Annotated in this window: 21 protein-coding genes; 11 read left to right on the plus strand and 10 right to left on the minus strand. The window is 64.5% G+C overall.

Annotation, left to right across the window (positions count from 1 at the left end):
- Positions 1-10: 10 nt before the first annotated feature.
- The 4 genes from DY467_RS16085 to DY467_RS16100 all read right to left on the minus strand — a co-directional run bounded on the left by DY467_RS16085 (position 11) and on the right by DY467_RS16100 (position 4,706).
- Entirely contained in the window at positions 11-1,495 is a 1,485-nt protein-coding gene (locus tag DY467_RS16085) for an ATP-binding cassette domain-containing protein (protein WP_164637443.1), read from the minus strand.
- The gene (locus DY467_RS16090; protein WP_164637445.1) at positions 1,495-2,418 is read right to left on the minus strand and encodes a branched-chain amino acid ABC transporter permease; all 924 of its coding nucleotides are present in this window, start codon (positions 2,416-2,418) and stop codon (positions 1,495-1,497) included. Before DY467_RS16090 ends, DY467_RS16085 begins: the two co-directional genes overlap by 1 nt.
- A gap of 1 nt (position 2,419) precedes the next feature.
- A complete protein-coding gene (locus DY467_RS16095) occupies positions 2,420-3,295 on the minus strand; it encodes a branched-chain amino acid ABC transporter permease (RefSeq protein WP_107343717.1) in 876 nt (291 codons plus the stop codon).
- 196 nt (positions 3,296-3,491) lie between these two features.
- A complete protein-coding gene (locus tag DY467_RS16100; protein ID WP_246701329.1) occupies positions 3,492-4,706 on the minus strand; it encodes an ABC transporter substrate-binding protein in 1,215 nt (404 codons plus the stop codon).
- Between the two features lie 308 nt (positions 4,707-5,014).
- Between DY467_RS16100 and DY467_RS16105 the strand changes: the two genes are divergently transcribed.
- Positions 5,015-6,028 (plus strand): tartrate dehydrogenase, encoded by a 1,014-nt coding sequence (locus DY467_RS16105; RefSeq protein ID WP_234803296.1) that lies wholly within the window; start codon positions 5,015-5,017, stop codon positions 6,026-6,028.
- A gap of 32 nt (positions 6,029-6,060) precedes the next feature.
- Here DY467_RS16105 and DY467_RS16110 read toward each other — a convergent pair whose 3' ends face one another.
- The 4 genes from DY467_RS16110 to DY467_RS16125 form a co-directional block, all read right to left on the minus strand.
- Positions 6,061-6,897 (minus strand): flagellar biosynthesis protein FlhF, encoded by an 837-nt coding sequence (locus tag DY467_RS16110; RefSeq protein ID WP_164637447.1) that lies wholly within the window; start codon positions 6,895-6,897, stop codon positions 6,061-6,063.
- A 141-nt stretch (positions 6,898-7,038) separates the two neighbouring features.
- Complete coding sequence (locus tag DY467_RS16115; RefSeq protein ID WP_164637449.1) at positions 7,039-7,953, minus strand: NAD(P)-dependent oxidoreductase; 915 nt, start codon at positions 7,951-7,953, stop codon at positions 7,039-7,041.
- 38 nt (positions 7,954-7,991) lie between these two features.
- Positions 7,992-9,242 carry a Zn-dependent hydrolase gene (locus DY467_RS16120; protein WP_107343722.1) on the minus strand — a complete coding sequence of 417 codons (1,251 nt, stop codon included), beginning with the start codon at positions 9,240-9,242 and terminating at the stop codon, positions 7,992-7,994.
- A 69-nt stretch (positions 9,243-9,311) separates the two neighbouring features.
- Positions 9,312-10,262 carry a LysR family transcriptional regulator gene (locus DY467_RS16125; RefSeq protein ID WP_107343723.1) on the minus strand — a complete coding sequence of 317 codons (951 nt, stop codon included), beginning with the start codon at positions 10,260-10,262 and terminating at the stop codon, positions 9,312-9,314.
- Between the two features lie 115 nt (positions 10,263-10,377).
- Between DY467_RS16125 and DY467_RS16130 the strand changes: the two genes are divergently transcribed.
- From DY467_RS16130 to DY467_RS16170, 9 genes are all read left to right on the plus strand, one after another.
- Positions 10,378-11,196 carry a putative hydro-lyase gene (locus tag DY467_RS16130; RefSeq protein WP_164637451.1) on the plus strand — a complete coding sequence of 273 codons (819 nt, stop codon included), beginning with the start codon at positions 10,378-10,380 and terminating at the stop codon, positions 11,194-11,196.
- 57 nt (positions 11,197-11,253) lie between these two features.
- On the plus strand, positions 11,254-12,501 hold the full coding sequence (locus DY467_RS16135) for an ABC transporter substrate-binding protein (protein WP_164637453.1): 1,248 nt from the start codon (positions 11,254-11,256) through the stop codon (positions 12,499-12,501).
- Positions 12,502-12,627: 126 nt separating this feature from the next.
- Positions 12,628-13,506 (plus strand): branched-chain amino acid ABC transporter permease, encoded by an 879-nt coding sequence (locus tag DY467_RS16140; protein WP_107343726.1) that lies wholly within the window; start codon positions 12,628-12,630, stop codon positions 13,504-13,506.
- Positions 13,506-14,492 (plus strand): branched-chain amino acid ABC transporter permease, encoded by a 987-nt coding sequence (locus DY467_RS16145; protein ID WP_107343727.1) that lies wholly within the window; start codon positions 13,506-13,508, stop codon positions 14,490-14,492. Before DY467_RS16140 ends, DY467_RS16145 begins: the two co-directional genes overlap by 1 nt.
- Complete coding sequence (locus DY467_RS16150; RefSeq protein ID WP_107354918.1) at positions 14,489-15,223, plus strand: ABC transporter ATP-binding protein; 735 nt, start codon at positions 14,489-14,491, stop codon at positions 15,221-15,223. Before DY467_RS16145 ends, DY467_RS16150 begins: the two co-directional genes overlap by 4 nt.
- Positions 15,207-15,911: an ABC transporter ATP-binding protein gene (locus DY467_RS16155; RefSeq protein ID WP_107343729.1), complete on the plus strand. Its 705-nt coding sequence runs from the start codon at positions 15,207-15,209 to the stop codon at positions 15,909-15,911. The genes DY467_RS16150 and DY467_RS16155 overlap by 17 nt, the downstream gene beginning before the upstream one ends.
- Before the next feature lie 186 nt (positions 15,912-16,097).
- Entirely contained in the window at positions 16,098-16,877 is a 780-nt protein-coding gene (gene otnI / locus DY467_RS16160) for a 2-oxo-tetronate isomerase (RefSeq protein WP_164637455.1), read from the plus strand.
- Positions 16,878-17,090: 213 nt separating this feature from the next.
- A complete protein-coding gene (locus tag DY467_RS16165; RefSeq protein WP_164571996.1) occupies positions 17,091-20,285 on the plus strand; it encodes an efflux RND transporter permease subunit in 3,195 nt (1,064 codons plus the stop codon).
- Positions 20,275-21,477, plus strand: a complete 1,203-nt coding sequence (locus tag DY467_RS16170; protein ID WP_164637457.1) for an efflux RND transporter periplasmic adaptor subunit — start codon at positions 20,275-20,277, stop codon at positions 21,475-21,477. The genes DY467_RS16165 and DY467_RS16170 overlap by 11 nt, the downstream gene beginning before the upstream one ends.
- Before the next feature lie 169 nt (positions 21,478-21,646).
- On the opposite strand, the gene DY467_RS16175 is transcribed toward DY467_RS16170, so the two are convergent.
- Together DY467_RS16175 and DY467_RS16180 are read right to left on the minus strand one after the other, a co-directional pair.
- Positions 21,647-23,161 (minus strand): acetyl-CoA acetyltransferase, encoded by a 1,515-nt coding sequence (locus DY467_RS16175; protein ID WP_164637459.1) that lies wholly within the window; start codon positions 23,159-23,161, stop codon positions 21,647-21,649.
- A gap of 39 nt (positions 23,162-23,200) precedes the next feature.
- On the minus strand, positions 23,201-23,980 hold the full coding sequence (locus DY467_RS16180; protein WP_011157263.1) for an SDR family NAD(P)-dependent oxidoreductase: 780 nt from the start codon (positions 23,978-23,980) through the stop codon (positions 23,201-23,203).
- A gap of 167 nt (positions 23,981-24,147) precedes the next feature.
- Between DY467_RS16180 and DY467_RS16185 the strand changes: the two genes are divergently transcribed.
- Complete coding sequence (locus DY467_RS16185) at positions 24,148-24,948, plus strand: enoyl-CoA hydratase/isomerase (protein ID WP_164637461.1); 801 nt, start codon at positions 24,148-24,150, stop codon at positions 24,946-24,948.
- Positions 24,949-24,955: the final 7 nt, after the last annotated feature.

Here is a 24,955-nt window from a genome sequence, read left to right on the forward strand (position 1 = left end):
GACGCCGCCGTTACAGATAGCCCTCTCCGGCCTCGGCGGCAAAGCGCGCCGGATCGCCTTCCCAAACGATGCGGGCGTGCTCGAGCACATAGACACGGTCCGCGTGCGGCAGCGCGAAGGTGACGTTCTGTTCGCCGAGCAGCACGGTGATCGACGACGTCTGGCGCAGCTTCTCCAGCGCCTTTGACAGCTGCTCCAGGATCACTGGCGCGAGCCCGAGCGTCGGCTCGTCCAGGATCAGGATCTTTGGCTGCATCATCAGCGCGCGGCCGATCGCGAGCATCTGCTGCTCGCCGCCGGACAAGGTCTGCGCGAGCTGACCATGACGTTCCCGCAGGATCGGAAACAGATCGAACAGCCATTCGATCTGTTTGTCGCGGACGTCGTCGGCGAGGTGATAGCCACCGAGATCGAGATTTTCGCGCACCGTCATCTCGCCGAACAGTTCGCGGGATTCCGGGCACTGCACGATGCCGTCGCGGGCGATTTTGGCCGCCGAAGTGCCGCGAAGCAGCTCGCCGCCGCGCTTGATCGCGCCGGTGTAGGGCAGGAGCCCGGAGATTGTGTTGAACAGCGTGGTCTTGCCGGCGCCGTTGAGGCCGACCACCGAGACGAACTCGCCCTCGTGGACGTGGATCGAGACGTTCTCCAGCGCCTGCGCCTTGCCGTAGAACACGTTGACGTTCTCGACCTGCAGCAGCGGCACCTTGTCGTGAAAGCTGGTCTCCGGCCGGGCTGAGGTCTCGATCGCGCCGCCGAGATACACCCGGCGCACGGTCTCGTTCTTCATCACCTCGCCGGCGGCGCCGGTGCAGATCTCTTCGCCGAGATACATCGCCAGCACGCGGTCGACCAGCGCGGCGACGCTTTTGACGTTGTGATCGACCAGCAGCACTGCACGGCCTTCATCGCGGAAGCCGGCGATCAGTTCGGAGAAAGTGCCGACCTCTGCCAGCGTCAGGCCGGCGAACGGCTCGTCGACCAGCACCACCTTGGGATCGCGCGCGATTGCCTTGGCCAATTCGAGGCGGCGCAAGTCTGCGAACGGCAGCGTCGGCGGCTTCCGCCGCATCACCGCGCCGAGGCCGACACGTTCGGCAATCGCCTCGGCGCGTTCGACCAGCGCGCGATCGTGAAACAGCGCCAGCAGGCTGTCCGGCAGCAGCGCCACCATAATGTTTTCCAGCACGGTCTGCCGATTCAGCGGCCGCGAATGCTGAAACACCATGCCGAAGCCCTTGCGGGCGATCTTGTGCGCCGGCAGGCCGGCGACGTTCTCGCCCTGAAACATGACCTCGCCGGCGGTCGGGCGTTCGATCCCCATGATCGATTTCATCGCGGTGGATTTGCCTGACCCGTTCGGTCCGATCAGCCCGAAGATTTCGCCGGCACGCAGGTCGAACGACAGGTTCTTGACTGCGGTGAGGCCGCCGAACCGTTTGGTGAGACCGCGGACTTCGAGGGTGGGAGCGAAGTTGCTGGTGACGGCGTCCATCAAGTCCGGGCCTCACGCGACATGGCCGCTCCGAGGAAGCCGCCGGGGAAGAACAGCACGACGAGCAGAGCGATCGCCGAGACGATGAAGGTGGCGAGTTCGCCGGTCGGACGCAGGAATTCGCCGGCGACGATCAGAAACACCGCGCCGAGCGCAGCGCCGATCACGGTGCGTCGTCCGCCGAGCACGGCTGCGACAATCACGTTCACGCCGACTGCGACGTCGACCACGGTGCCGACCGAGGCGGTGCCGAAGTAGAACACCAGCAGCGCGCCGGACAGGCCGGAGAAGAAGGCACTGACCACGAAGGCGAACAGCTTGTGCTTGACGATGTTGAAGCCGAGTGCGCCTGCCTGCACCGGATCCTGGCCCGAGGCCTGCAGCACCAGGCCGATCGGCGATTGCGACAGGCCGTACAGGATCGCGCCGCTCATCGTCATGAAGCCGAGCGCGATCCAGTAATTGGCGCCGGCGTTGATGGTGATGACGTCCGGAATGGTCAGTCCGATCTCACCACCGGTGAGGTCGGCAAACACCACGATGAAGTTCTGCAACATCAGCACTGCGACCAGCGTGGTCAGGCCGAAATACGGCCCGCGCACCCTTAGCGCCGGCAGCGCCAGGATGAAGCCGGCGACCACCGAGGCCATCGCGCCGATGAAGATGCAGAAATACGGCGACACGCCGTATTGATTGTTGATGATGCCGGCGGTGTAGGCGCCGACGCCGATCAGGAAGGTCGGACCGAAATTGACCTCGCCGGCGAAGCCGAACAGCAGGTCCCAGGCCATCGCGAATACGCCGAAATAGAACGCGACCGTCAGCAGGCCGAGAATGTAGCCCGAGACATAGAGCGGCAGTGTCGAGGCGACTGCGACCACCAGCAGCGCGATCCAGAACAATCGTGACGTGAAGAATCCCATCTCAGCGCCTCCCGAGCAGGCCCTGAGGCCGCAGATACATCACCGTGACCAACAGCAGCAGCGCCGGGATGGTGCGGTAGGCCGGCGAGATCATGTAGGCGGTGAAGGTTTCGAGATAGCCGACCACGAAAGCAGCGATCAGCGAGCCGGAGACGCTGCCGAGCCCGCCGAGCACCACGATCGAAAACGCACTCGCGGTCAGCGGTCCGACACTGTAGGACGACACCCCGAGGAACATGCCGAGCAGCACGCCAGCGATGCCGGCCAGCACGCCATAGATGATCCACACCACGACATAGATGTTGGTGAGCTCAAGCCCGAGCAGGGTGACGCCGCGCGGGTTCATCGAGGCAGCCAGCACCGCCTTGCCGATCTTGGTGCGGTTCACCAAGAGCCACAGCAGCGCGATCACCAGGCAGCACACCACCGCGGTGAAAATTTCGTTGCGCGGGGTCCGGACGCCGAAGATCTCGACCACGCCGTTGACGATCGGCAGCACGGTCTTGGCGTTGTTGGTGAACAGGTAGGCGATCGCCTCCTGGATCATGATCCCCCACAGCAGGGTGCCGGTGAGGACGAAGATTTCCTTTTCCTCATTGGCGATCCGCCGCGAGCGCTGGATCGGCTGCACCACCGCGAAATAGGTGAGCAGGGCGATCACCAGCGCGGTGGCGATGCCGATCAGCGCGCCGGCGTAGCTGCCGACGCCGAACGTGCTCGACGCTGCCCAGGCCGCAACCGCGGCGGCGACCATGATGGCGCCATGCGACAGGTTGAGCACGCCGGAGACGCCGAAGATCAACGTGAACCCGGTCGCACCCAGCGCATACAGCGCGCTGATGGCGAAACCGTCGATCAGGATTTGCAGGGCGAGCATTCGGGACCTTCAGTTGGCCAAATCCGGTACGTCATTCCGGGATGCGCGCCGCCGGCGCGCAGACCCGGAATCCCGAGTTGTTCTGAGATTCCGGGTTCGCGGGCGTCGCCCGCGCCCCGGAATGACGATGTGGAGAAGCTTGCAGCCGGACGAAAAATGCTCCCGTCGTTGCCGGCGGGAGCATTCGTTGAAGCGGTCAGTTCGCGGCGGCCTTGATGAAGGCCGGGAACTTGATCTTGGCTTTGGCCACTTCCGGCGGCCACACCGCGACCTGCTTGCCGTCCTGCCATTGCAGCATCAGACCAGTGAGCAGGCCCTTGCCGTATTTCAGGCCGTGGGTGAACGGCTCGTCCTTGCCGTAAAACTGGACGCGGCCGATCGTGCCTTCGTAATCGGTCTTTTCCAGCGCCTCGACCAGCTTCTCGCCGTCGGTGGAGCCGGCACGCTTCACCGCTTCGGCGATGTAATAGACCTCGTCATAGGCGGTGTACCCGGCGTAGGACGGATAGTTGCCGTACTTCTTCTTGAAGTTCTCGGCGAACGGCACCGACTTCGACGTCACCGCGACGCCGGGGCCCGACACGCCTTGATACAGCACGCCATCGGACGCGTTGTTGGTGTCCTTGCCGAAGGTCTCGTTGGTGGCCTGGGAGGAGATGCCGAACATCGGGATCGGCACCTGCTGGTTCTTCCACTGCACCGTCGGCTGCACGCCGACATGCGAGATGCCGGTGATGATCACGTCCGGCTTCGAGCCTTCGATCTTATTGAAGATCGGCGTGAAATCGGTGGTGTCGGGCGAGAACCGGATGTGGTCGAGCACCTTGAGCCCGACCTTCGGCAGGCATTCCTGGTAGCCGACGTCGAGCGGCTTGGTCCAGGCGGCGTCCTCGCTCATGATCACGGCCGTCTTCATCTTCCGGGCGTCGACCAGCAGATCCTTCGCGGCATCGCACACCGACTGGGCGAGCTCGCCCGAGGTCAGATAGCCGTGGAAGGTGTATTTGTTCTTTTCGTAGTCCTTGTTGACCGCCTTGGTGATCTCGTTCGACGCTGCGCCCGGCGTCACGAACGGCGTTTTCAGCCGCGACGCCCAGGGCATCAGCGCCAGCACAACTTCCGAGATGTAGCTGGCGATCACCGCGTTGACCTTGTCCTCATTCACGGCGCGCTGGAAGGCGCGCACGGAATCGGCGGACGACGAGTGGTTGTCGTAGCTGACGATCTCGATCTTGCGGCCGTCGATGCCGCCTTTGGCGTTGATTTCTTCAGCGGCGAGCTGCGCGGCCTGCGGAATTGACGCGCCGGCGATCGCCTGCGCTTCGGCGATCACGCCGATCTTGATCGGGTCGGCTGCGAGTGCCGACGAAGCTCCGAATCCGAGCGCAGTCGCGGCGACCATAGCGCGCATCGACCACGAACGGACATTCGAGGGGGCTGGAGACATGGCGTTTCCTCTTTATTGTCTTTGTTTGGTGGCGCGTTGGCCGGCGGCTTGTTGATCAGCCACGAAAAGTGTAGCGCGCGTTTTGTCGCAGGCAAGCACAATGCTTTCGCATTCACGCGGATTCGCTATGTGCAGCGCAGCGTTGAACGCCAGCGTACTTTGGGCCAGATGAAGCCGCGCCACGCGGGACACAAAGGGGAACCGAGTTGAATCAGAGCAAGGATCAGTATCGCATCGCCGTGATCGCAGGCGACGGCATCGGCAAGGAAGTGATGCCCGAAGGATTGCGCGTGCTCGAAGCGGCCGCGAAGAAGCATCGGGTCAAACTGGTGTTCGACCACTTCGATTTCGCCAGCTACGACTATTACGAAAAGCACGGCCAGATGATGCCGGACGACTGGAAGGAGAAGATCGGCGGGCATGACGCGATCTTCTTCGGCGCCGTCGGCTGGCCGGCGAAGATTCCGGATCACATTTCGCTGTGGGGTTCGCTGATCAAGTTCCGCCGCGAGTTCGATCAGTACGTCAACCTGCGTCCCGTGCGGCTGATGCCCGGGGTGCCGTCGCCGCTCGCCGGCCGCAAGCCGGGAGATATCGATTTCTGGGTGGTGCGTGAGAACACCGAGGGCGAATACTCGTCGGTCGGCGGACGGATGTTCCCGGACACCGAGCGTGAGTTCGTCACCCAGCAGTCGGTGATGACCCGTGTCGGCGTCGACCGCATTCTGAAGTTCGCGTTCGAATTGGCACAGTCGCGGCCGAAGCGGCATCTGACGTCGGCGACCAAGTCGAACGGCATCTCGATCACCATGCCGTATTGGGACGAACGCGTCGAAGCGGTGGCGAAGAGTTACCCGGAGGTGAAGTGGGACAAGTACCACATCGACATCCTCACAGCGCACTTCGTGCTGCATCCGGATTGGTTCGACGTGGTGGTCGGCTCAAATCTGTTCGGCGACATCCTGTCCGACCTCGGCCCGGCCTGCACCGGCACGATCGGCATTGCCCCGTCGGGCAATATCAATCCCGAGGGCGACTTCCCGAGCGTGTTCGAGCCGGTGCACGGCTCGGCGCCGGACATCGCCGGCCAAGGCATCGCCAATCCGATCGGGATGATCTGGTCGGGCGCGATGATGCTGGAGCACCTCGGCGAGAAGCAGGCGGCGGATTCGATCGTCAAGGCGATCGAACGCACCTTGGAGGAGCGCACGCTCCGCACCCGTGATCTCGGCGGTCAGGCCGACACCTCGGCCTGCGGCAAGGGCGTGGCCGAGATGGTGGAGTAAGCGCTCCGCTGTGGAGCGCGCAGAAGCCGGCGTCAGCGGGTCGGTGACGCCCCCGCTGCGCTGCCCCGGACCAGCATCATCGGCTTGCGTACGCGCCGCCGTTGCCGGATCTGCGGCGGCTGCCGGAGCGGACGGCGTGGCTTTAGCGCGATCGCGTAGCCGGGCTTGCGGCTCGGCAGCGGCGGAAGCGGACGAGCCCGGTTGTGGGTCGTTTTACGCTGCTGACGCTTGCTTGCCGCCTTACGGGTGCCGCGTGCAACGGGCCGGCGGTTTTGCGAGGGCCGCGGCTTGTTGACCTCCCGCGGCCGCGGCGCGACGATGCGGGTCGACGTCCGCAGCAGGAGCGGGGCCGGCTCAGCTGCCGGCTGAACCGGCGTCACGACCGGAGCCAGCACTGCCGAGCTCTGCGTGTCGTTGGGCGGCGGAAGCGGAGTGTTGCGGTTCGCGTGTGCCGAGACGTCTGCGCCGGCATCGTGAATCCGCACCACGCGTCGCGGCGGCGTGGGGCCGTCGCGGTGGATGCTGAACGCGAGATAGGCTGCAATTACGACAGCCACGAGCAAGGTGATCGGCGCGCCGACCATCAACGTGCTGGCCATCACGATCATCGCGACCGCAGCCGCCTTCAACAGCTTGTCGCTATCGTCGAACAGTCGCTCGAGCCACAGCCAGTTGCTGCGGGTCCAGATCGGCGGATCGAACCGAACGCCGAACGCGGCCCGCGCCTGGGTGAAGCCCAGTTCTCGCGCGGAGAGCAAGTACCACGTAACGAAGAAGGCCAGCAGGAACGCCAGCGTGCCGACCAGGCCGGCGGCAGAACCGATGATGATGACCAGAGCGAGGGCGAAGACCGCGTACCAATCCTTCATGGGAATGACTCCGTGCGATTCGCTAAGTATCGCACGGACTTAGTTTGCTTGCTCTTGATTCGGATCAGGTCGCGGCACTGGCTTCGCGGAGGCGTCCGCCTATCCCCGCATTTTGCGGTAATTAATTGCCGTTGTTAGGACTTAGCTTGCGGCTGCGATCCGCCGGCAATGCGCGCGCGCCGCTGCGATCAGGTTCTCGCTCGCCTCCGGGGTACGGAAGGCCGAATGCGCCGAGAGCGTGACGTTGGGCAGCGCGGTGAGGGGATGGTCGGCGGGCAGCGGCTCGATGTCGAACACGTCGAGCGCGGCATGGCGGAGGTGACCCGAGCGCAGCGCGTCGATCATCGCGGCCTCATCGACGAGGGCCCCGCGCGCGGTGTTGACCAGGATCGCGCCCGGCCGCATCGCGGCAATCCGCTGACGCGACAGGAACCCGCGGGTCTCGTCATTGAGCAACAGGTGCATCGAAACGACGTGGCTGTCGTGCAGCAGGGTGTCGAGATCGACGAAACTGACGCCGTCGATCTGCTTCATGCTCCTGTTCCAGGCGATCACCTTCATGCCCGAGCCGTGAGCGATCCGCGCCACTTCGGCGCCGATGCCGCCGAAGCCGATCAGGCCGAGGGTCTTGCCGGTGAGCTGCATGCCGTCTTCACGCAGCCATTGGCCTTGCCGCATCTCGCGATCCATGATCGCAAGATTTCGCGCCGCCGCCCACATCAGCGCGATGGTGGCCTCTGCAACCGCGGTGTCGCCATAGCCGCGGATCAGGTGAACCTCGATGCCGAGCTCGGCGAGCTCTTCGACGTTCATGTAGCTCCGGGCGCCGGTGCCGAGAAATACCACGTGCTTCAGCCCGGTGCAGCGCCGGGCGATCTCGGTCGGCAGATAGGTGTGGTCGATCATCGCGATCGCGGCGCCGGCCAGCACATCCGGCAATTGCTCCGGTGTGACGTCGGGGTCGCGGTGGATCTTCACCAGTGGATCGCCGGGCGTCGCCATTCGCTCCATCAACTCGGCAAGCGTATCGCTGGCGTCGACGAACACCGCGTGCATTGTGATCTCCCCCCGAAATCCGCTGGTGTTGCCGGCGATTACTTGGCGACGCCGGCGAGCGACAGCACGGTGTGCAGCAGCACGTTGGCACCGGCGGCGCAGTCGGGCTGGGTCGCATCTTCCAGCTCGTTATGGCTGATGCCGTCCTTGCACGGCACGAAGATCATCGCGGTCGGAATTCGAGTGTTGAGGTTGCAGGCATCGTGGCCGGCGCCCGAGGTGATGCGGCGGTTCTGATAGCCGAGGGCGTTGGCGGCGTTCTCGACGCTGCCGACCAGGGCAGGATCGAAGTGGGTCGGCTCCTTGCGCCACACCAGATCGAGCGCGACCTCGACCTTGCGCCGCGGCGCAATCTCGGCAACCGCGGCGCGCAGCCGCTGGTCGAGCTGATCCATGATCGCCGCATCGGCGCTGCGCATGTCGATGGTGAAGGCGATTTCGCCGGGAATGACGTTGCGCGACGGTGAGGCGATCACCGCTTCGCCCACGGTGCCGACGGCGTTAGGACCGAGTTCGGTCGCGATCTTTTCGACGGCCAGTACGATCTCCGACAGCGTCGCCAGCGCATCGCGGCGCAGATGCATCGGCGTCGATCCGGCATGGCTTTCGAAGCCGGTGATCTTGCCGTCGTACCACAGCACGCCCTGGCCGTGATCGACCACGCCGATGGTCTTGCCTTCCGCTTCCAGGATCGGGCCCTGCTCGATGTGCAGTTCGATGAACCCGGTGAACGGCTGGGCGCCGACCGGTTTGTCGCCGCGATAGCCGATGCCGTCGAGCGCCTCGGCGACGCTGATGCCGGCTGCATCCTTGCGCGACAGCACGTCCTCGACCGTGAAGTCGCCGACGAACGCCGCCGAGCCCATCATTGCCGGGGCGAACCGCGAGCCTTCTTCGTTGGTCCAGTTGGTGATGCACAGCGGCAGCTCGGTCTCGATGCCGGCGTCGTTGAGCGTCCGGATCACTTCGAGGGCGGCGAGGGTGCCGAGGATGCCGTCGAACTTGCCGCCGGTCGGCTGAGTATCGAGATGCGAGCCGAGGCCGATCGGCGGCTTGGTCATGTCGCGGCCCTTACGCAACGCGAACATGTTGCCGAGGGAATCGATGCTGACCTCGAGCCCTGCCTGCTCGCACGCCTGGCGAAACCAGTCGCGCACCTGCTTATCTTCCGCCGACAGCGTCAGCCGCTTGACACCGCCCTTCGGAGTGCCGCCGAACTGCGCGGTGCCGAGGATGGTGTCCCACAGCCGCGAGGAATCGATCTGCAGGTTCGAGGCAGTCTTGGTCATAGTCACTCCGGAAAGTCAGCGCGGACGCGCGAGGCTGAACGAAAGTGTGTCAAGCCGGCTGGGCGCGCGTCAACCAATCGCCGGTTCAACGACGTGAGCAATATCGCGGAGCTGCATTGCAGGATCGGGCATGAAGCCGCCGGTGTGTGCGATCTCGGCTGCGAGCTCGGCGACGCGCTCGATCGCCACCGTGTCAGGCGAGGCGAGCCAGCTTGCGGAGAACCGCAGCGGTGAGATCTTCAGGTTGGTTTGCAGCAGCTGCAGCCGGCCTTCGGCGAGTTCGTTCTCGACGATCGCGGTCGGGATCACCGCGATGCCGAGGCCTTCGATCGCCATGTGGATCACCGTGCCGAGCGACGCCGATGCATGCAGGCGGATCGGCGGCAGCTCCGGCTTGTTGAACAGCGAGCGCACGATCTCATAAGGCTGCGTTTTGCGCGGGAAGGTGATGATCGGAAATTTCGCCAGATCCCCGACAGTCAGCGGGCCGTTGCCGAGGCCGAGCGACGGGCTGGCGAGGAAGCCGATTGGATACTCGCACAGCACCCGGCTGCGCACGGTCGAGGCCGTCATCGGGCCGAGCAGGAACGCCAGCTCGATCTCCTGGGCGAGCAGCCGCGCGCGCAGGTTCGGCGTGATGTCGACTTCGATTTCCAGCGACAGATTGGGATAGACCCGGTTCACCTGCTCGATCAGCCGTGGCAGCCAGGTGTGGACGATGGTTTCGGCGACGCCGAGCCGCAGCACGCCGCGCATGCTCGACTGATCGCTCACCGCCGCCATCATCTCGGTGCGCAGCCGGATCAGCTTTTCAGCATACAACATCAACTGCCGGCCGCTCGGCGTGGGGGAGGCGACCCGGTGGTCGCGCTGCAGCAGCCGCACCCCGAGCTCGCGCTCCAGTTGCGCAATCCGCTGCGAGATCGCCGGCTGGGTTGTGTTCAGCTTCTGCGCCGCCCCTCGGAAGCTGCCGAGCGTGACGACCCAGATGAATGTTTCGAGCGCTTTGAAGTCCACCATCGGTCGACTCCCTTGGTCGATAAGGCAGGTTTATTGTTTCCGATCAGAAACAAAGATTAGACATTATAGTAGGCTTCCGCTCCTCTACTGTCGAGAGACTAGGCAGGACGAGCGAATGACTGTTTTTGCGGCAGAGCAACAGTTCCACGACGCCGAAAGGCCGCTTGCTTCCCATCAGGCCCGGCTTGCTTGCCGCGCCGGACTCGCCGAGACGACAGCTGGCGTGGCGCCCGGTTTCGTCCAGGGCAACCTGGCGATCCTGCCGGAAAAATACGCCGCAGCCTTCCACCGCTTCTGTCAGCTTAACCCAAAGCCGTGCCCGATCGTCGGTATGTCTGACGTCGGCAACCCGATGATTCCATCGCTCGGGATCGACCTCGACATCCGCACCGACCTGCCGCGCTACCGGGTCTGGCGGGACGGCGAGTTGGCCGAGGAGCCGACCGACATTCTTGCACAGTGGCGTGACGACCTGGTCGCCTTTGTGATCGGCTGCTCGTTCTCGTTCGAAGAGGCACTGCTCGCCGACGACATCCCGATCCGCCACATCGAGGAGAAGGTGCGGGTGCCGATGTATCGCACCAACATCCCGTGCGCGCCGGCCGGTCCGTTCTCCGGGCCGATGGTGGTGTCGATGCGGCCGCTGAAGCCGAAGGATGCAATCCGGGCGATCCAGATTACCTCGCGCTTTCCTTCCGTTCACGGCGCCCCGGTGCATGTCGGATTGCCAGAGTCGATCGGGATCGCAGACATCGCCAAGCCGGACTACGGCGATCCGGTGTCGATCGGCTCCGACGAATTACCAGTGTTTTGGGCCTGCGGTGTCACTCCCCAGGCGGTGATTGCCGCCGCTAAAGTCCCGTTCGCCATCACCCACGCGCCCGGATTGATGCTTGTCACCGACCTGAAGAACAAGCACCTTGCCGTGCTGTAACGCCGAACCGAACCTCTGACCGCTTCACTCCCAACGCTGGTAGCAAAGGAAGACGTCATGAAGATCAATCGCCGTAACCTCGTTCTCGGCGGCGCGGCCAGCGCCGCTTTGCTGCCGTTCGCGACGGCACGGGCCGAGACCAAGGAAGTCGTCATCGGTGTGATCTATCCGTTGTCGGGATCGAGCGCCCAGATCGGCGTTGACGCGCAGAAGGCGTTCCAGACCGCAGCCGAACTGATCAATAACAAGTACGATTTCGATCTGCCGCTCGCGCGCGGCGAGGGCCTTCCGGGGCTCGGTGGGGCCAAGGTCCGCCTCGTGTTCGCCGACCATCAGGCCGATCCGCAGAAGGGCCGCGCCGAAGCCGAGCGGCTGATCACTCAGGAGAAGGTCTGCGCCATCGTCGGTACTTACCAGAGCGCCGTGGCGGTCACCGTCAGCCAGGTTTGCGAGCGCTATCAGGTCCCGTTCCTCTCCGCCGACAACTCCTCGCCTAGCCTGCATCGCCGCGGCCTGAAGTATTATTTCCGGCCGGCTCCGCACGACGAGATGTTCTCGCAGGCGATGTTCGACTTCTTCGATGCCCTGAAGAAGAAGGGCCAGAAGATCGAGACGCTGGCGCTGTTCCACGAAGACACCATCTTCGGCACCGACTCCTCGAACGCGCAGCTCAAGCTGGCGCAGGAGCGTGGCTACAAGATCGCGGCGGACATCAAGTATCGCGCCAACTCGCCGTCGCTCACTGCCGAGGTGCAGCAGCTCAAGGCTGCGGACGCCGACGTGCTGATGCCATCGAGCTACACCACCGACGGCATCCTGTTGATCCGCACCATGGGTGAGCTCGGCTACAAGGCCAAGAACATCGTGGCGCAGGACGCCGGCTTCTCCGAGAAGGCGCTGTATGACGCGGTCGGCGACAAGATTCCGGGCGTGATCTCGCGCGGCTCGTTCTCGATCGACCTTGCGCAGAAGCGGCCGATGGTCGGCAAGATCAACGACATGTACAAGGAGAAGTCCGGCAAGGACTTCAACGACTACTCGTCGCGGCAGTTCATGGGCCTGATCGTAATGGCCGACGCCATTAACCGCGCCAAATCGACCGACGGCGAGAAGATCCGCGACGCACTGGCCGCTACCGACATGTCGGGCGAGCAGACCATCATGCCGTGGAGCCGCGTCAAGTTCGACGAGACCGGCCAGAACACCTTCGCCGATCCGGTGCTGCTGCAATATGTCGGCGGCAAGTTCGTCACCATCTTCCCCACCCAGGCCGCGGTCGCCGACGCGATCTGGCCGATGCCGTAACGCAACAGTTGAAACGGGCGCACCATGGTGCGCCCGTTTTTGTGAGGAGCCTAGCGACGACGCAATCCAGCGCTGGGCGCCTGTTTTGGATTGCTTCGCTTCGCTCGCAATGACGGAGAGAGGACTTTGACCACCGCGACGATCATCCAGTCTCTCGCCAGCGGTCTGCTGATGGGACTTCTGTACGGCTTGGTCGCGGTCGGCCTGGCGCTGATCTTTGGCCTGATGGACGTCACCAACTTCGCCCACGGCGAATTCCTGATGTTGGCGATGTACATCACCTTCTTCCTGTTCGCGTTCTTCGCGATCGATCCGATCCTCGCCGCTCCACTCGTTGGGGCGGCGATGTTCATATTCGGCGCGGTGATCTACCTATTGGTCGTCAGATTTGCGATGAGAGCCAGAGCCAATATCGGCATGGTGCAGATCTTCACGACCTTCGGCCTCGCGATCCTGATGCGCGGCCTGGCGCAGTACTTCTTCACTCCCGACTATCGCAGCATCAACGTCTCCTGGCTCGGCGGCAAGACGCTGGAGATCGGCGGCGTGTTCCTGCCGGTGCCGCAGTTGGTTGGCGCGCTGGTGTCGATCGCAGCCTTTGGCGCACTGTACTTCTTCATGAAGAAGACCGACTTCGGCCGTGCTTTGGAAGCGACCCGCGAGGACGCCGGCGCGGTGGCGCTGGTCGGCATCGACAAGAATAAAGTGTTTGCCTTGGGCTGGGGCCTCGGCTCGGCCCTGATCGGGCTCGCAGGCGCCGTGATGGCGATCTTCTTCTACGTCTATCCCGATGTCGGCGCCTCGTTCGCGCTGATTGCCTACGTCACGGTGGCGCTCGGGGGCTTCGGCAGCGTGTTCGGCGCCTTTGCCGGCGGCATCATCGTCGGTCTGGTCGAGGCGACCACGGCGATGATCCTGCCGCCGTCGCTGAAGTCGATCGGGATCTACGCCGTTTATCTGCTGGTTGTGTTCATTCGGCCGCGTGGCCTGTTCGGATCGATCTGATGGACGAGGCTTATCTCAAACGCCGCCGCCGCGACCTGATCGTCGCCGCGCTGCTCGCCGCCGCTGCCGCCTGCGCGCCGCTGTTCATCAAGGACGTCTACGTCCAGAACATCATGGTGCTGACCCTGATGTATGCGGCCTTGTCGCAAGGCTGGAACATCCTGGGCGGCTATTGCGGCCAGATCTCGCTCGGCCACGCGCTGTATTTCGGCCTCGGCGCCTACACCACGGCGCTGCTGTTCACCAAGCTCGGCGTGCTGCCCTGGTTCGGCATGATCGGCGGCGGCATCATCTCCTCGGTGATCGCGCTGGCGCTCGGCTATCCGACCTTCCGGCTGCGCGGCCACTATTTCGTCATCGCCACCATCGTGATCGCCGAGATCGGCTTCCTGTTGTTCCACAATTGGGACTGGGCGGGTGCAGCGCTCGGCATCGACATTCCGGTGCGCGGCGACAGCTGGGCCAAATTCCAGTTCACCCGTAGCAAGCTGCCTTACTATTACTTCGCTCTGGTTTTCTGCTGCCTTGCGTGGCTGATCACCTGGTGGCTGGAAGACTCAAAATGGGGCTACTGGTGGCGCGCCGTGAAGGACAATCCGGATGCCGCCGAAAGCCTTGGCGTGGTGGTGTTCAACTCCAAGATGGGCGCCGCCGCGGTGTCGGCGTTTCTCACTGCGGTGGGCGGCAGCTTCTACGCGATGTTCGTGTCCTACATCGATCCTGAAAGCGTGATGACCTTCCAGTTCTCGCTGCTGATGGCGCTGCCCGCCGTTCTCGGTGGCATCGGCACGCTGTGGGGGCCGGTGCTCGGCGCTGCGATCCTGATCCCGCTGACCGAGCTGACGCGGTCGTTCGTCGGTGGCTCGGGACGGGGCGTCGACCTGATCCTGTACGGCAGCGTGATCGTGGTGATCGCGCTGGCGCGGCCGGAAGGCTTGATCGGGCTGTTCTCCCGCCGTCCGGCTTCCAAGGGAGTCCCGCAATGAGCGAGACACTTCTGGAGACCCGCGGCGTCTGGCAGCGCTTCGGTGGCCTCGTCGCCAACAGCGACGTCTCAATCAAGGTCGGGCGCGGCGAGATCGTCGGCCTGATCGGCCCGAACGGTGCCGGCAAGTCGACGCTGTTCAACCTGATCGCCGGCGTGCTGCCGCCGACCCAGGGCTCGATCATCTTCGACGGCGAGGATGTCACCAAATTGCCGGCCACCGCGCGCTGCGCCCGCGGCATCGGCCGCACCTTCCAGGTGGTGAAGAGCTTCGAGTCGATGACGGTGATCGACAATGTCATCGTCGGCGCGCTGATCCGCACCACGGTGATGCGCGAAGCGCGGCGCAAGGCGCATGAGGTGCTGAAGTTCTGCGGCCTGGATGCGCGAGCCGACGTGCTCGCCAGCCAGCTCATTCCCTCGGAAAAGCGCCGGCTCGAAGTCGCCCGCGCGCTCGCCACCGAGCCGAAGCTGCTGCTGCTCGACGAGGTGCTCACCGGCCTGACGCCTACCGAAGCGGAGAAGGGCGTCGAACTGGTCCGCCGCGTCCGCGACGCTGGCGTCACGGTGCTGATGGTCGAGCACGTCATGGAAATCGTCATGCCGCTGGTCGACCGTGCCATCGTTCTCGACCTCGGCAAGGTGCTCACCGAAGGCAAGCCGGCCGACGTGGTGCGCGACCCGAAAGTCATCACTGCTTATCTTGGGGATCGTCATGCTGTCGGTGCGTGAGGTCACCACCGCCTATAAAGGGCTGGTCGCGATTTCGAACGTTTCGATCGAGGTCGAGAAGGGCGAGATCGTCTGCGTCGCCGGCGCCAACGGCGCAGGTAAATCGACGCTGCTGAAATCGATCGCCGGCGCCGAGCGGATCCGTTCCGGCCAGGTGCTGTTCGACGGCGAGCGGCTCGACGGCGTCCCGCAGCATCTGATCACCAAGCGCGGCGTCGCCTATGTGCCGGAGAACCGCCGGTTGTTTCCGCGCCTCTCGGTGCACGACAATCTGCGGCTGGGGAGCTATCTCTACCGCGGCGAAGCCGACCGCGAGAAGCCGTTGGAATTCGTGTTCAGCCTGTTTCCCCGGCTGCAGGAGCGGCTGGAGCAGCGCGCGGAGACATTGAGCGGCGGCGAGCAGCAGATGTTGGCGATCGGCCGCGCGCTGATGACACGGCCGCGCCTGTTAATGCTCGACGAGCCGTCGCAGGGTATCATGCCCAAGCTGGTCAGCGAGATCTTCCAGTCGGTGAAGAAGATCCGCGACGCCGGCATGACCGTGCTGATCGTCGAGCAGCGCATGGCCGAATGCCTCGAAATCGCCGACCGCGCCTACATCCTGCAGACCGGCCGAGTCCTAATGCAGGGCAAGGCCGCGGAGCTGATGGATAACCCGGACGTCCGGAAGGCGTATCTGGGGCTCTAGCCCAGCTCCTCGCACGTTTGGCCATGAGTTGAGCCTCAATCTCTCCGCGTCATTGCGAGGAGCAAAGCGACGAAGCAATCCAGAAGGTCAGTGCACCGGGCCTGGATTGCTTCGCTTCGCTCGCAATGACGGATGATGGAATTCATTGTATCTCTTGGGCACCCAAGGATGCCGAGGGACGCTCAAATGCCCCGCTTCGCCGCCAATCTTAGTTTGCTGTTCACCGAATACGCCTTCCTCGATCGCTTCGAGGCGGCGGCCAAAGCCGGCTTCACGGCTGTGGAGTTTCTGTTTCCTTATGAGCACGACCCGGATGCCATCGGCGAGCGGTTGCGCCGCTTCGGGCTGACTCAAGCGTTGTTCAACCTGCCGCCGGGTGATTGGGCTGCCGGCGAGAAGGGCTTTGCGGCTCTGCCCGACAGGTTCGACGAACTCCAGCGTAGCCTGCACACCGCGCTGCCTTATGCGCTCGCGACCGGGGTGAAGCGTCTGCATCTGCTCGCTGGCAATGCCGATCGCCGCGACGGCGCGGCCGCGCTGGCGTTTCGGCGGTCGCTAGCGGTTGCGACGCACTTCTTTGCGCCGCATGGCATCGACGTGCTGATCGAGCCGCTGAATCATCGGGATGCGCCGGGTTACTTCCTCGACGATGTCGACCATGCTCACGCGCTTGTCTGTGAGATGGCCATTCCCAATCTGAAGCTGCAGTTCGACGTCTATCACGGCCAGATCCTGCACGGCGACGTCACCACGCGGCTGCGCGAAATGCTGCCGGTGATCGGTCATATTCAAGTCGCCAGTGTGCCGTCCCGGCATGAGCCGGACGACGAGGAGCTGAACTACCCCTTTCTGTTCGCCGAGCTCGATCGGCTCGGTTACGCCGGCTTCGTCGGCGCCGAATATCGGCCGCGCGGCAAGACCGAGGATGGCCTCGGCTGGGTCAAGGCGTACCGCGCCGGAACCTGACGGCGACCCAAGCTCACGCTAGTTTGCTGCACTGCAATCAATCTGTCGTGACCGCTCGGCGGAAACCGCTCAACAGTGAGCGACCCAGCGGTTTGTCGTGTTGACGCAGGCTGCGCGACGCTTGGCTAATTGCGCGGCTTTCGATAAATCAACACAAGGGCCCCGCCGGGCAGGCGGCCTTTCCGTAACAAGAAGACCGGGACGACCCGACGAATGATCGCGCTGGTCCGCATCGCACTGAGCCGGCCCTACACGTTCGTGGTGTTGGCGCTGCTGCTGCTGATCGTCGGTCCGCTGGCGGCGCTCCGCACCCCGACCGACATCTTTCCTGAAATCCGGATCCCGGTGATCGGTGTCGTCTGGCAGTACACCGGCCTGCCGCCGGATCAGATGGCCGGACGTATCACGACGCCGTTCCAGCGCGCGCTCACCACCACGGTGAACGACATCGAGCACATCGTGGCGAACTCCTATGGCGGGTTCGGCATCGTCAAGATCTTCTTCCAGCCCAATGTCGACATCCGCACCGCGAATGCGCAGGTCACCGCGATCTCGCAGACGCTGCTCAAGCAGATGCCGCCCGGCGCCACGCCGCCGTTGATCCTTAACTACTCCGCCTCCACCGTGCCAATCCTGCAGCTTGCGCTGTCGGGCGAGGGGATGACGGAACAGAGTCTTGCCGACCTGGCGATCAATCAGCTCCGCACCCCGCTGGTGACCGTGCCCGGCGCGGCGATCCCATGGCCGTTCGGCGGCAAGCAGCGCCAGATCCAGATCGACCTCGATCCAAGTGCCCTGCAGGCGCGGGGACTGTCGGGGCAGGACGTCGCCAACGCGCTCGCCGCACAGAACCTGATCACCCCGGTCGGCACCCAGAAGATCGGCGAATTCGAGTACATCATTCAGCTCAACAACTCGCCGCTGAAGATCGAGGAACTCGGCAATCTGCCGATCAAGGCGGTCGGCGGCGCGATGGTCTACATCCGCGACGTCGCCTCGGTGCGCGACGGCAACCCGCCGCAGACCAACATCGTGCATGTCGACGGCAACCGTTCGGTGCTGATGATGGTGCTGAAGGCCGGCGCGGTGTCGACGCTCGATATCATTGCCGGCATCAAGCAAAAGATCGTCGACGTCAAAGACGCCATGCCGGAGTCGCTGAAGATCGCGCTGATTGGCGACCAGTCGGTGTTCGTCCGCGGCGCCATCACCGGCGTCGCCGTCGAGGGCGTGATCGCGGCGCTGCTGACCAGTGTGATGATCCTGCTGTTCCTGGGCAGCTGGCGGTCGACGATCATCATCGCGGTGTCGATCCCGCTGTCGGTGCTCGGCGCCATCATCTGCCTGTCGGCGATCGGCGAGACGCTGAACATAATGACGCTCGGCGGCCTCGCGCTCGCGGTCGGCATCCTGGTCGACGACGCCACGGTGACGATCGAAAACATCAATTGGCATCTGGAGCAGGGCAAGGAGGTCGAGCCTGCGATTCTTGACGGCGCCAATCAGATCGTGACGCCGGCCTTCGTCTCGCTGCTGTGCATCTGCATCGTGTTCGTACCGATGTTCTTCCTGCAGGGCGTCGCGCGCTATCTGTTCGTGCCGATGGCCGAAGCGGTGATGTTCGCGATGGCTTGGTCGTTCCTGCTGTCGCGCACGCTGGTGCCGACGATGGCCAAGTATCTGCTGAAGCCGCACGTCCATCACGACAGCCTGTCGGGCCGGAAGCCGTCGCGCAATCCGCTGGTGCGCTTTCAGCAGGCGTTCGAAGGTGTGTTCGCCCGGTTCCGCCACGGCTATGGTGATCTGCTGACGCTGGCGATGGGGCATCGCCGGGTGTTCGTCGCCGGCTTCCTCGGCGTGGTCGCGTTGTCGTTCGCGCTGGTGCCGTATCTCGGCCGCAACTTCTTTCCCTCGGTCGATGCCGGACAGATTCTGATGCATGTCCGCACCCAGGTCGGGACCCGGATCGAGGAGACCGCCAATCAGCTCGCCGAGGTGCAGAAGGCTGTCCGCAAGATCATTCCGCCGGATCAGATCGAGACCCTGACCGACAACATCGGCATGCCGATCTCGGGCATCAATCTCACCTACAACAACACCGGCGTGATCGGCACCCAGGATGCCGACATCCAGATCAAGCTGAAGGGCGAGCACCGGCCGACCGCGGAGTATGTGAAGATCCTGCGCGAGCAACTGCCTCGGCAGTTCCCGGGCATGACCTTCGCGTTCCTGCCCGCCGATATCGTCAGCCAGATCCTCAATTTCGGCGCGCCGGCACCGATCGATCTGCAGATCCGCGGCGCTAATCTGCCAGCGAATTTCGATTACGCCGGCAAGCTACTGGCCAAGATCAAGCGCATCCCGGGCGTCGCCGATGCCCGCATTCAGCAGTCGCCCAACAACCCGACCTTCAATATCGACGTCGACCGCACCCGTGCTCAATATGTCGGCCTGACCGAGCGTGACGTCACCAATAGCCTCGTCGTCAATCTCGCAGGCTCGTCGCAGGTGGCGCCGACTTATTATCTCAATCCCGAGAACGGCGTGTCGTATTCGATCGTGATGCAGACGCCGCAGTATCACGTCGACTCGCTGAGCAAGCTCGAGACCATTCCGGTCTCGGCCTCCGGTGCGGCTGCGGCGGGCGCGCCGATCCTTGGCGGCCTTGCCGAGATCAAGCGCTCCGCCGGCAATGCCGTGGTGTCGCAATATGATATCCAGTCGATCGTGCAGATCTTCGCCACCACGCAGGGGCGCGATCTCGGTGCGGTGTCGGCCGATATCCGCAAGGTGATCGACGAGACCAAGGCCGAGGTGCCGAAAGGCTCATCGGTCGTTTTGCTCGGCCAGGTCGAGACCATGAACAGCGCGTTCGCCGGGCTGCTGTTCGGCCTGCTCGGCGCGATCGTGCTGATCTATCTGCTGATCGTGGTCAACTTCCAATCTTGGGCCGACCCGTTCGTGATCATCACCGCGCTGCCGGCGGCACTTGCCGGCATCGTCTGGATGCTGTTCGCGACCGGCACCACGCTGTCGGTGCCGGCGCTCACCGGCGCGATCATGTGCATGGGCGTTGCCACCGCCAACAGCGTGCTGGTGATCTCGTTCGCGCGCGAGCGTTATGCGGTGCTTGGCGACCCGGTGCAGGCCGCGCTGGAGTCCGGCTTCGTCCGGTTCCGTCCGGTGCTGATGACGGCGCTGGCGATGATCATTGGCATGGCGCCGATGGCGCTCGGCCTCGGCGAGGGCGGCGAGCAGAACGCGCCGCTCGGCCGCGCCGTGATCGGCGGGCTGCTGTTCGCGACGTTCGCGACGCTCATGTTCGTGCCGGTGGTTTTCAGCATGGTTCACAAGAAACAGCCGGCGTCCGATGCCGCGCCTGCTCCGGAGATGTCGCATGCCCACTGATCAACCGCCGCGCAGAGCCCGTCGCGGTCTTGGCATCGCTGGCGTGGTGCTGGCCTGTGGGGCGGTGGCGATCGTCATCACCGGCATCAGCGCTCGCGAGAAGAGCAGTGCCGAGCTGCGGACCTGGACCGACGAGCAGGCGATTTCCAGCGTGGCCGTGACGCGGCCGGACGGCAAGGCGCCGACCACCACGCTCGATCTGCCGGGCCGTCTGGAGGCCTATTCGCGCGCGCCGATCTACGCCCGCGTCTCCGGCTACGTGAAAAGCTGGAGCGCCGATATCGGCGCCAAGGTGAAGGCCGGTGAGGTGATCGCCGAGATCGAGGCGCCGGACCTCGATCAGCAATTGCTGCAGGCCCGTGCCGATCTCGCCAGCCAGCAGGCAAGCGCGAAGCTTTCGGAAGCGACGCTGAACCGCCGCAAGACGCTGGTGGCCTCGAACTTCGTCTCCGCGCAGGAAATCGACGAACGCACCGCGGATCTTGCCGCCAAGAAGGCCGCGGTGAACTCCGGCCAAGCCAATGTCGAACGGCTCGAAGCGCTTGCCGGCTATAAGAAGATCACCGCGCCGTTCGACGGCATCGTCACCGAGCGTAACACCGACGTCGGTGCGCTGATCAACGCCGGCTCGAGCTCGGGGCCGGCGATGTTCGTAGTGTCCGACATCGCCAAGCTGCGCGTCTACGTCAACGTGCCGCAGAACTACGCGCCGCTGGTGCGGATCGGCGGCAAGGCTGTGATTGCGCTGCCGGAATATCCGGGCCGCACCTTCCCGGCGACGGTTGAAGCGTCCTCGCAGGCGGTGGACGTCGCCTCCGGCACGATGCGGATTCAACTTGGGCTCGACAATGCCAAGGGCGAACTGTTGCCGGGGGGCTTCGCCAACGTGAAGCTCGCGCTCGCTCGCGATTCTGCGCCGCTGCACATTCCCGCGTCTGCGCTGATTTTCAACCGGAGCGGGCTGCGTGTTGCGACGGTCGGCCCGGATGATCGCGTCCAGCTCAAGCCCGTCACCATCGCACGCGACCTTGGCCGCGAGATCGAGCTGTCGGCCGGTCTCACCGCCGAGGACCGCATCATTATCGCGCCGCCGGACGGCATCGCCAACGGTGAGAAGGTGCGCGTCGTGGCCGACGATGCTGCCAAGGCCGGCAAGCCGACGGCGTCGGAAAAGCAGGACGTGAAGGGGTAGGGCGCCTGCGTTCGATCCCGCACTTTTGAGATTGGACAAGACCTCTCCCCGTCATTGCGAGGAGCGCAGCGATGAAGCAATCCAGCCCGGCGCACGGCGTCCCTGGATTGCTTCGCTTCGCTCGCAATGACGTGGATGGGGTGTGGCTCGGTCGCCCTGAAGGCCCTAACTAACCGGCGTTCCGCCATTCCAGTACGCCGTCGGCCGCCGTGGCGATCGGTCCGCGCGTGCCGACCGGGCTGCGGTCCATCTTGGTCAAGAACGCCAGGGTCGCCTGATCCTGCGCCGGCACACGCGCCAGTGCGCGGGCGCCGTCAGCGGTGCGCAGCATCACCACGCCATGCTGGACCTCGCCGCGGCCGTCATAGATCACCGTAAACGTCTCGACCGTGCCGTCACCGCTGGCCTCGGTGACGAAGCGCGGCACGGCGCCATAGGCCGCGTCGGCCTTCGTCTGCACGCTGATGTCCTCGCTCAGCGCTTGCAGCGGTGGGGTGCGCGAAACGATCAGGCCGTGGTGCTTGGTGACGAAGCCGCCCTGGCCGTACAGCAGACCGAGCTTGGCGCCGTCGCGCAGGCGGCGAACCATCGCGCAGGCGGCATGGGTCATGTAGGTGTTGAGCGGCGCCCCGAAAAAGGTGAGGCCGCCAGTCACCGTCGGTTCCACGTCGTCGCCGAGACCGAGCGTGCGCCGTGCCATCTTCGGCACTACCGGGAAGCACGAGTACAGCTCGATCGCGTCGAAGGCGCGACCGTCGCCGCCCACCATCGCCTTGATGGTCTCCAGCACCGCGTTCTGGGCGTGGCTCTGCACGAACTGATCGCGGGCAAGATAATCACGCGGCTCTTCGGCCGCGGCGCCGCCGTGGATGTAGATCAGCTTGTCCTCGGGAATGCCGGCTTCGCGCGCCTTGGCCAGTGAGCTCAGCAGCACCGCGGCGCCGAGATTGACGCTCGGATTCGCGACCATCAGCTTGGTGTAGGGCCAGGCGATTAGCCGATTGTCGGACGAAGGCGTGGTGATCTCGTTCGGTGCGAAGGCGCGCTTGATCCAGGCGTTCGGATTGCGCGCCGCTGCGGCCGCATAGCGCGACCACAGCACGCCGGATTCGTCGAGCGCCTGCCGCGGTGTCTGGCCCCAATGCGCCGCGGTGGCGGCCTCATACAACGGATACACCGTGATCGGCCGAGCGACCCCGAGTGTCGAGGCGATCGGCTGCTGGAACGCCGCACCGCGCTTCGGCTCCGGCGCATCATGGGCGAACGGCGTCCACGGCAGATCGATCTTTGCCCTTGCCGCCTTGGTCGCGGTCGACTGCGCCTCTGCGCCGCAGACCACGGCGACTTGTGCTTCGCCGCGGGCAATCCGCAGTGCGGCTTCATGGATGAACCGGATTGGGCTCTCGCCGCCGACCGGTCCGTAGAAACAGTGACGCGGCGCGATGCCGAGCCGCGTCGCGAGTTGTTCGGCCGGCGCGTGATAGCGCCAGCTCAGGAAGTTGACGATGTCGAGCGAGTCGATCTGCGGCAGCAGGCTCGCGGCGCTGTCGTTGCCGGCGCGTTGCACGGCGGTTTCGAGCAGCGCCAGCGGCTCCAGCCCTTGCGCGATGTCCTTGGGGTGGTCGGCAATTTCGCCGACACCGGCGATGACGGGAATGCGTTCGGGCGGCAGCGTGGTCGGCATTTCTTGCTTCTTATTGATCGATGGTTGGTGAGGGTGTCGTTAGAACGCGGTGTAGCCGCCGTCGATCACGAAGGTATCGGCGGTGTGATACGACGACGCCTTGCTCATCAGATACACCGCGATGCCGCCGAAGTCTTCCGGCTCGCCGAACCGCCGCACCGGAATCCGCGGCATCACATTGGCGACGAACTTATCGTTGCCCATGATGCCGGCGGTCATGTCGCTCTTGATCCAGCCCGGCAGGATCGCATTGGCGGTGACGCCATAGCGCGCAAGTTCAACCGCGAGCGCACGTACCAGCGCATTGATCGCCGCCTTGGTGGCTGCGTAGTGCTCGTTGCGCGCAGTGCCGAAGATCGAGGCGAGGCTCGAGGTTGCGACCAGCCGGCCGAACGGATCGCCGTCGGCAGCGCGCTCGGTCATGTGCCGCGCTGCTGCCTGGAAGGCGTGGAAGACGCCGTCGAGATTGGTGGCGAACATCGAGCGCCACTGCTCCTCGGTGCGGTCGATGAAAGCCTGCCGGCCGCCGCCGCCGATGCCGGCATTGGCGAAGCAGCCATCGACACGGCCGAACGCCTTCAGCGTCGCATCCATCGCGGCCTTCACCGAAGCCGGATCGGTGACGTCGCAGATCTGCGCTTCGACCTTGCCGGGCGCGTTCGCCATGGTGGCGAGGGCGGCGTGATTCTTGACCGCGTTACGACCCCAGATCGAGACGTTGCAGCCCGCCGCAGCCAGCGCTTGTGCCATGCCGAGGCCGATACCACCGTTGCCCCCGGTGACGACCGCGACGCGGCCACTCAAGTCGAAAATGCTCATCCAGCGTTTCCATTTTTGTTTGTTGCGCGCTACACCGTGCGGGCCGGGCACGCGCTGTGATCGATGCTGGACCATGGACAAGCGCGTCGCAAAAATCAAATATGGCCTCACGTCGTGAAGCCCTTCCACAGCGCGGAATAACCGCGAACCGATAGCGCGAGGAAACAATGCAGTTCAAACACGTCACGCTCGATTTCGACGGTCCCGTTGCGATCCTGAAACTCGATCATCAGGAAGTGATGAACGCGGTGTCGATCGACATGCTCGGCGGACTCGGCGAAGCGCTCGACGCGATCGAAGACAAGCGTGCGGACGTGCGTTGCCTGGTGATCACCGGTGCCGGCCGCGCGTTCTGCACCGGCGCGAATCTGCAGGGCCGCAGCTCCGGCAACAACATGAGCCAGAGCGGCAAGGGCGCCGGCGCGGCGCTGGAGACCGCGTTCCATCCGTTCCTGCGCCGGCTGCGCAAGCTGCATTGCCCGATCGTCACCTCGGTGAACGGTCCGGCCGCGGGCGCCGGCATGAGCTTCGCGCTGATGGGCGACATGATCCTGTGCGCCAAGTCGTCGTACTTCCTGCAGGCGTTCCGCCGCATCGGCCTGGTACCGGATTGCGGCTCGACCTGGCTGCTGCCGCGGCTGGTCGGCAAGGCGCGCTCGGTCGAGCTGTCGCTGCTCGGCGAGAAGCTGCCGGCCGACAAGGCGCTGGAATGGGGCCTCGTCAATCGCGTCTACGAGGACGCCGAGCTGTGGACCGAAACCATGAAGCTGGCCCAGGACCTCGCCAACGGCCCGACCGTGGCGCTGTCGCTGATCCGCAAGATGTACTGGGACTCGCCGGAGAACTCGTTCGAGGAGCAGCTCAACCTCGAATTCGAATGCCAGCGCGTCGCCGGCTCCACTGACGACTTCAAGGAAGGCGTCGGTGCGTTCCTCGAAAAGCGTCCGGCGCAGTTCAAGGGCAAATAAGCCCGAC

The organism is Rhodopseudomonas sp. BR0G17, from assembly GCF_010907025.1.
In the GTDB taxonomy this organism is placed as follows: domain Bacteria; phylum Pseudomonadota; class Alphaproteobacteria; order Rhizobiales; family Xanthobacteraceae; genus Rhodopseudomonas; species Rhodopseudomonas palustris_H.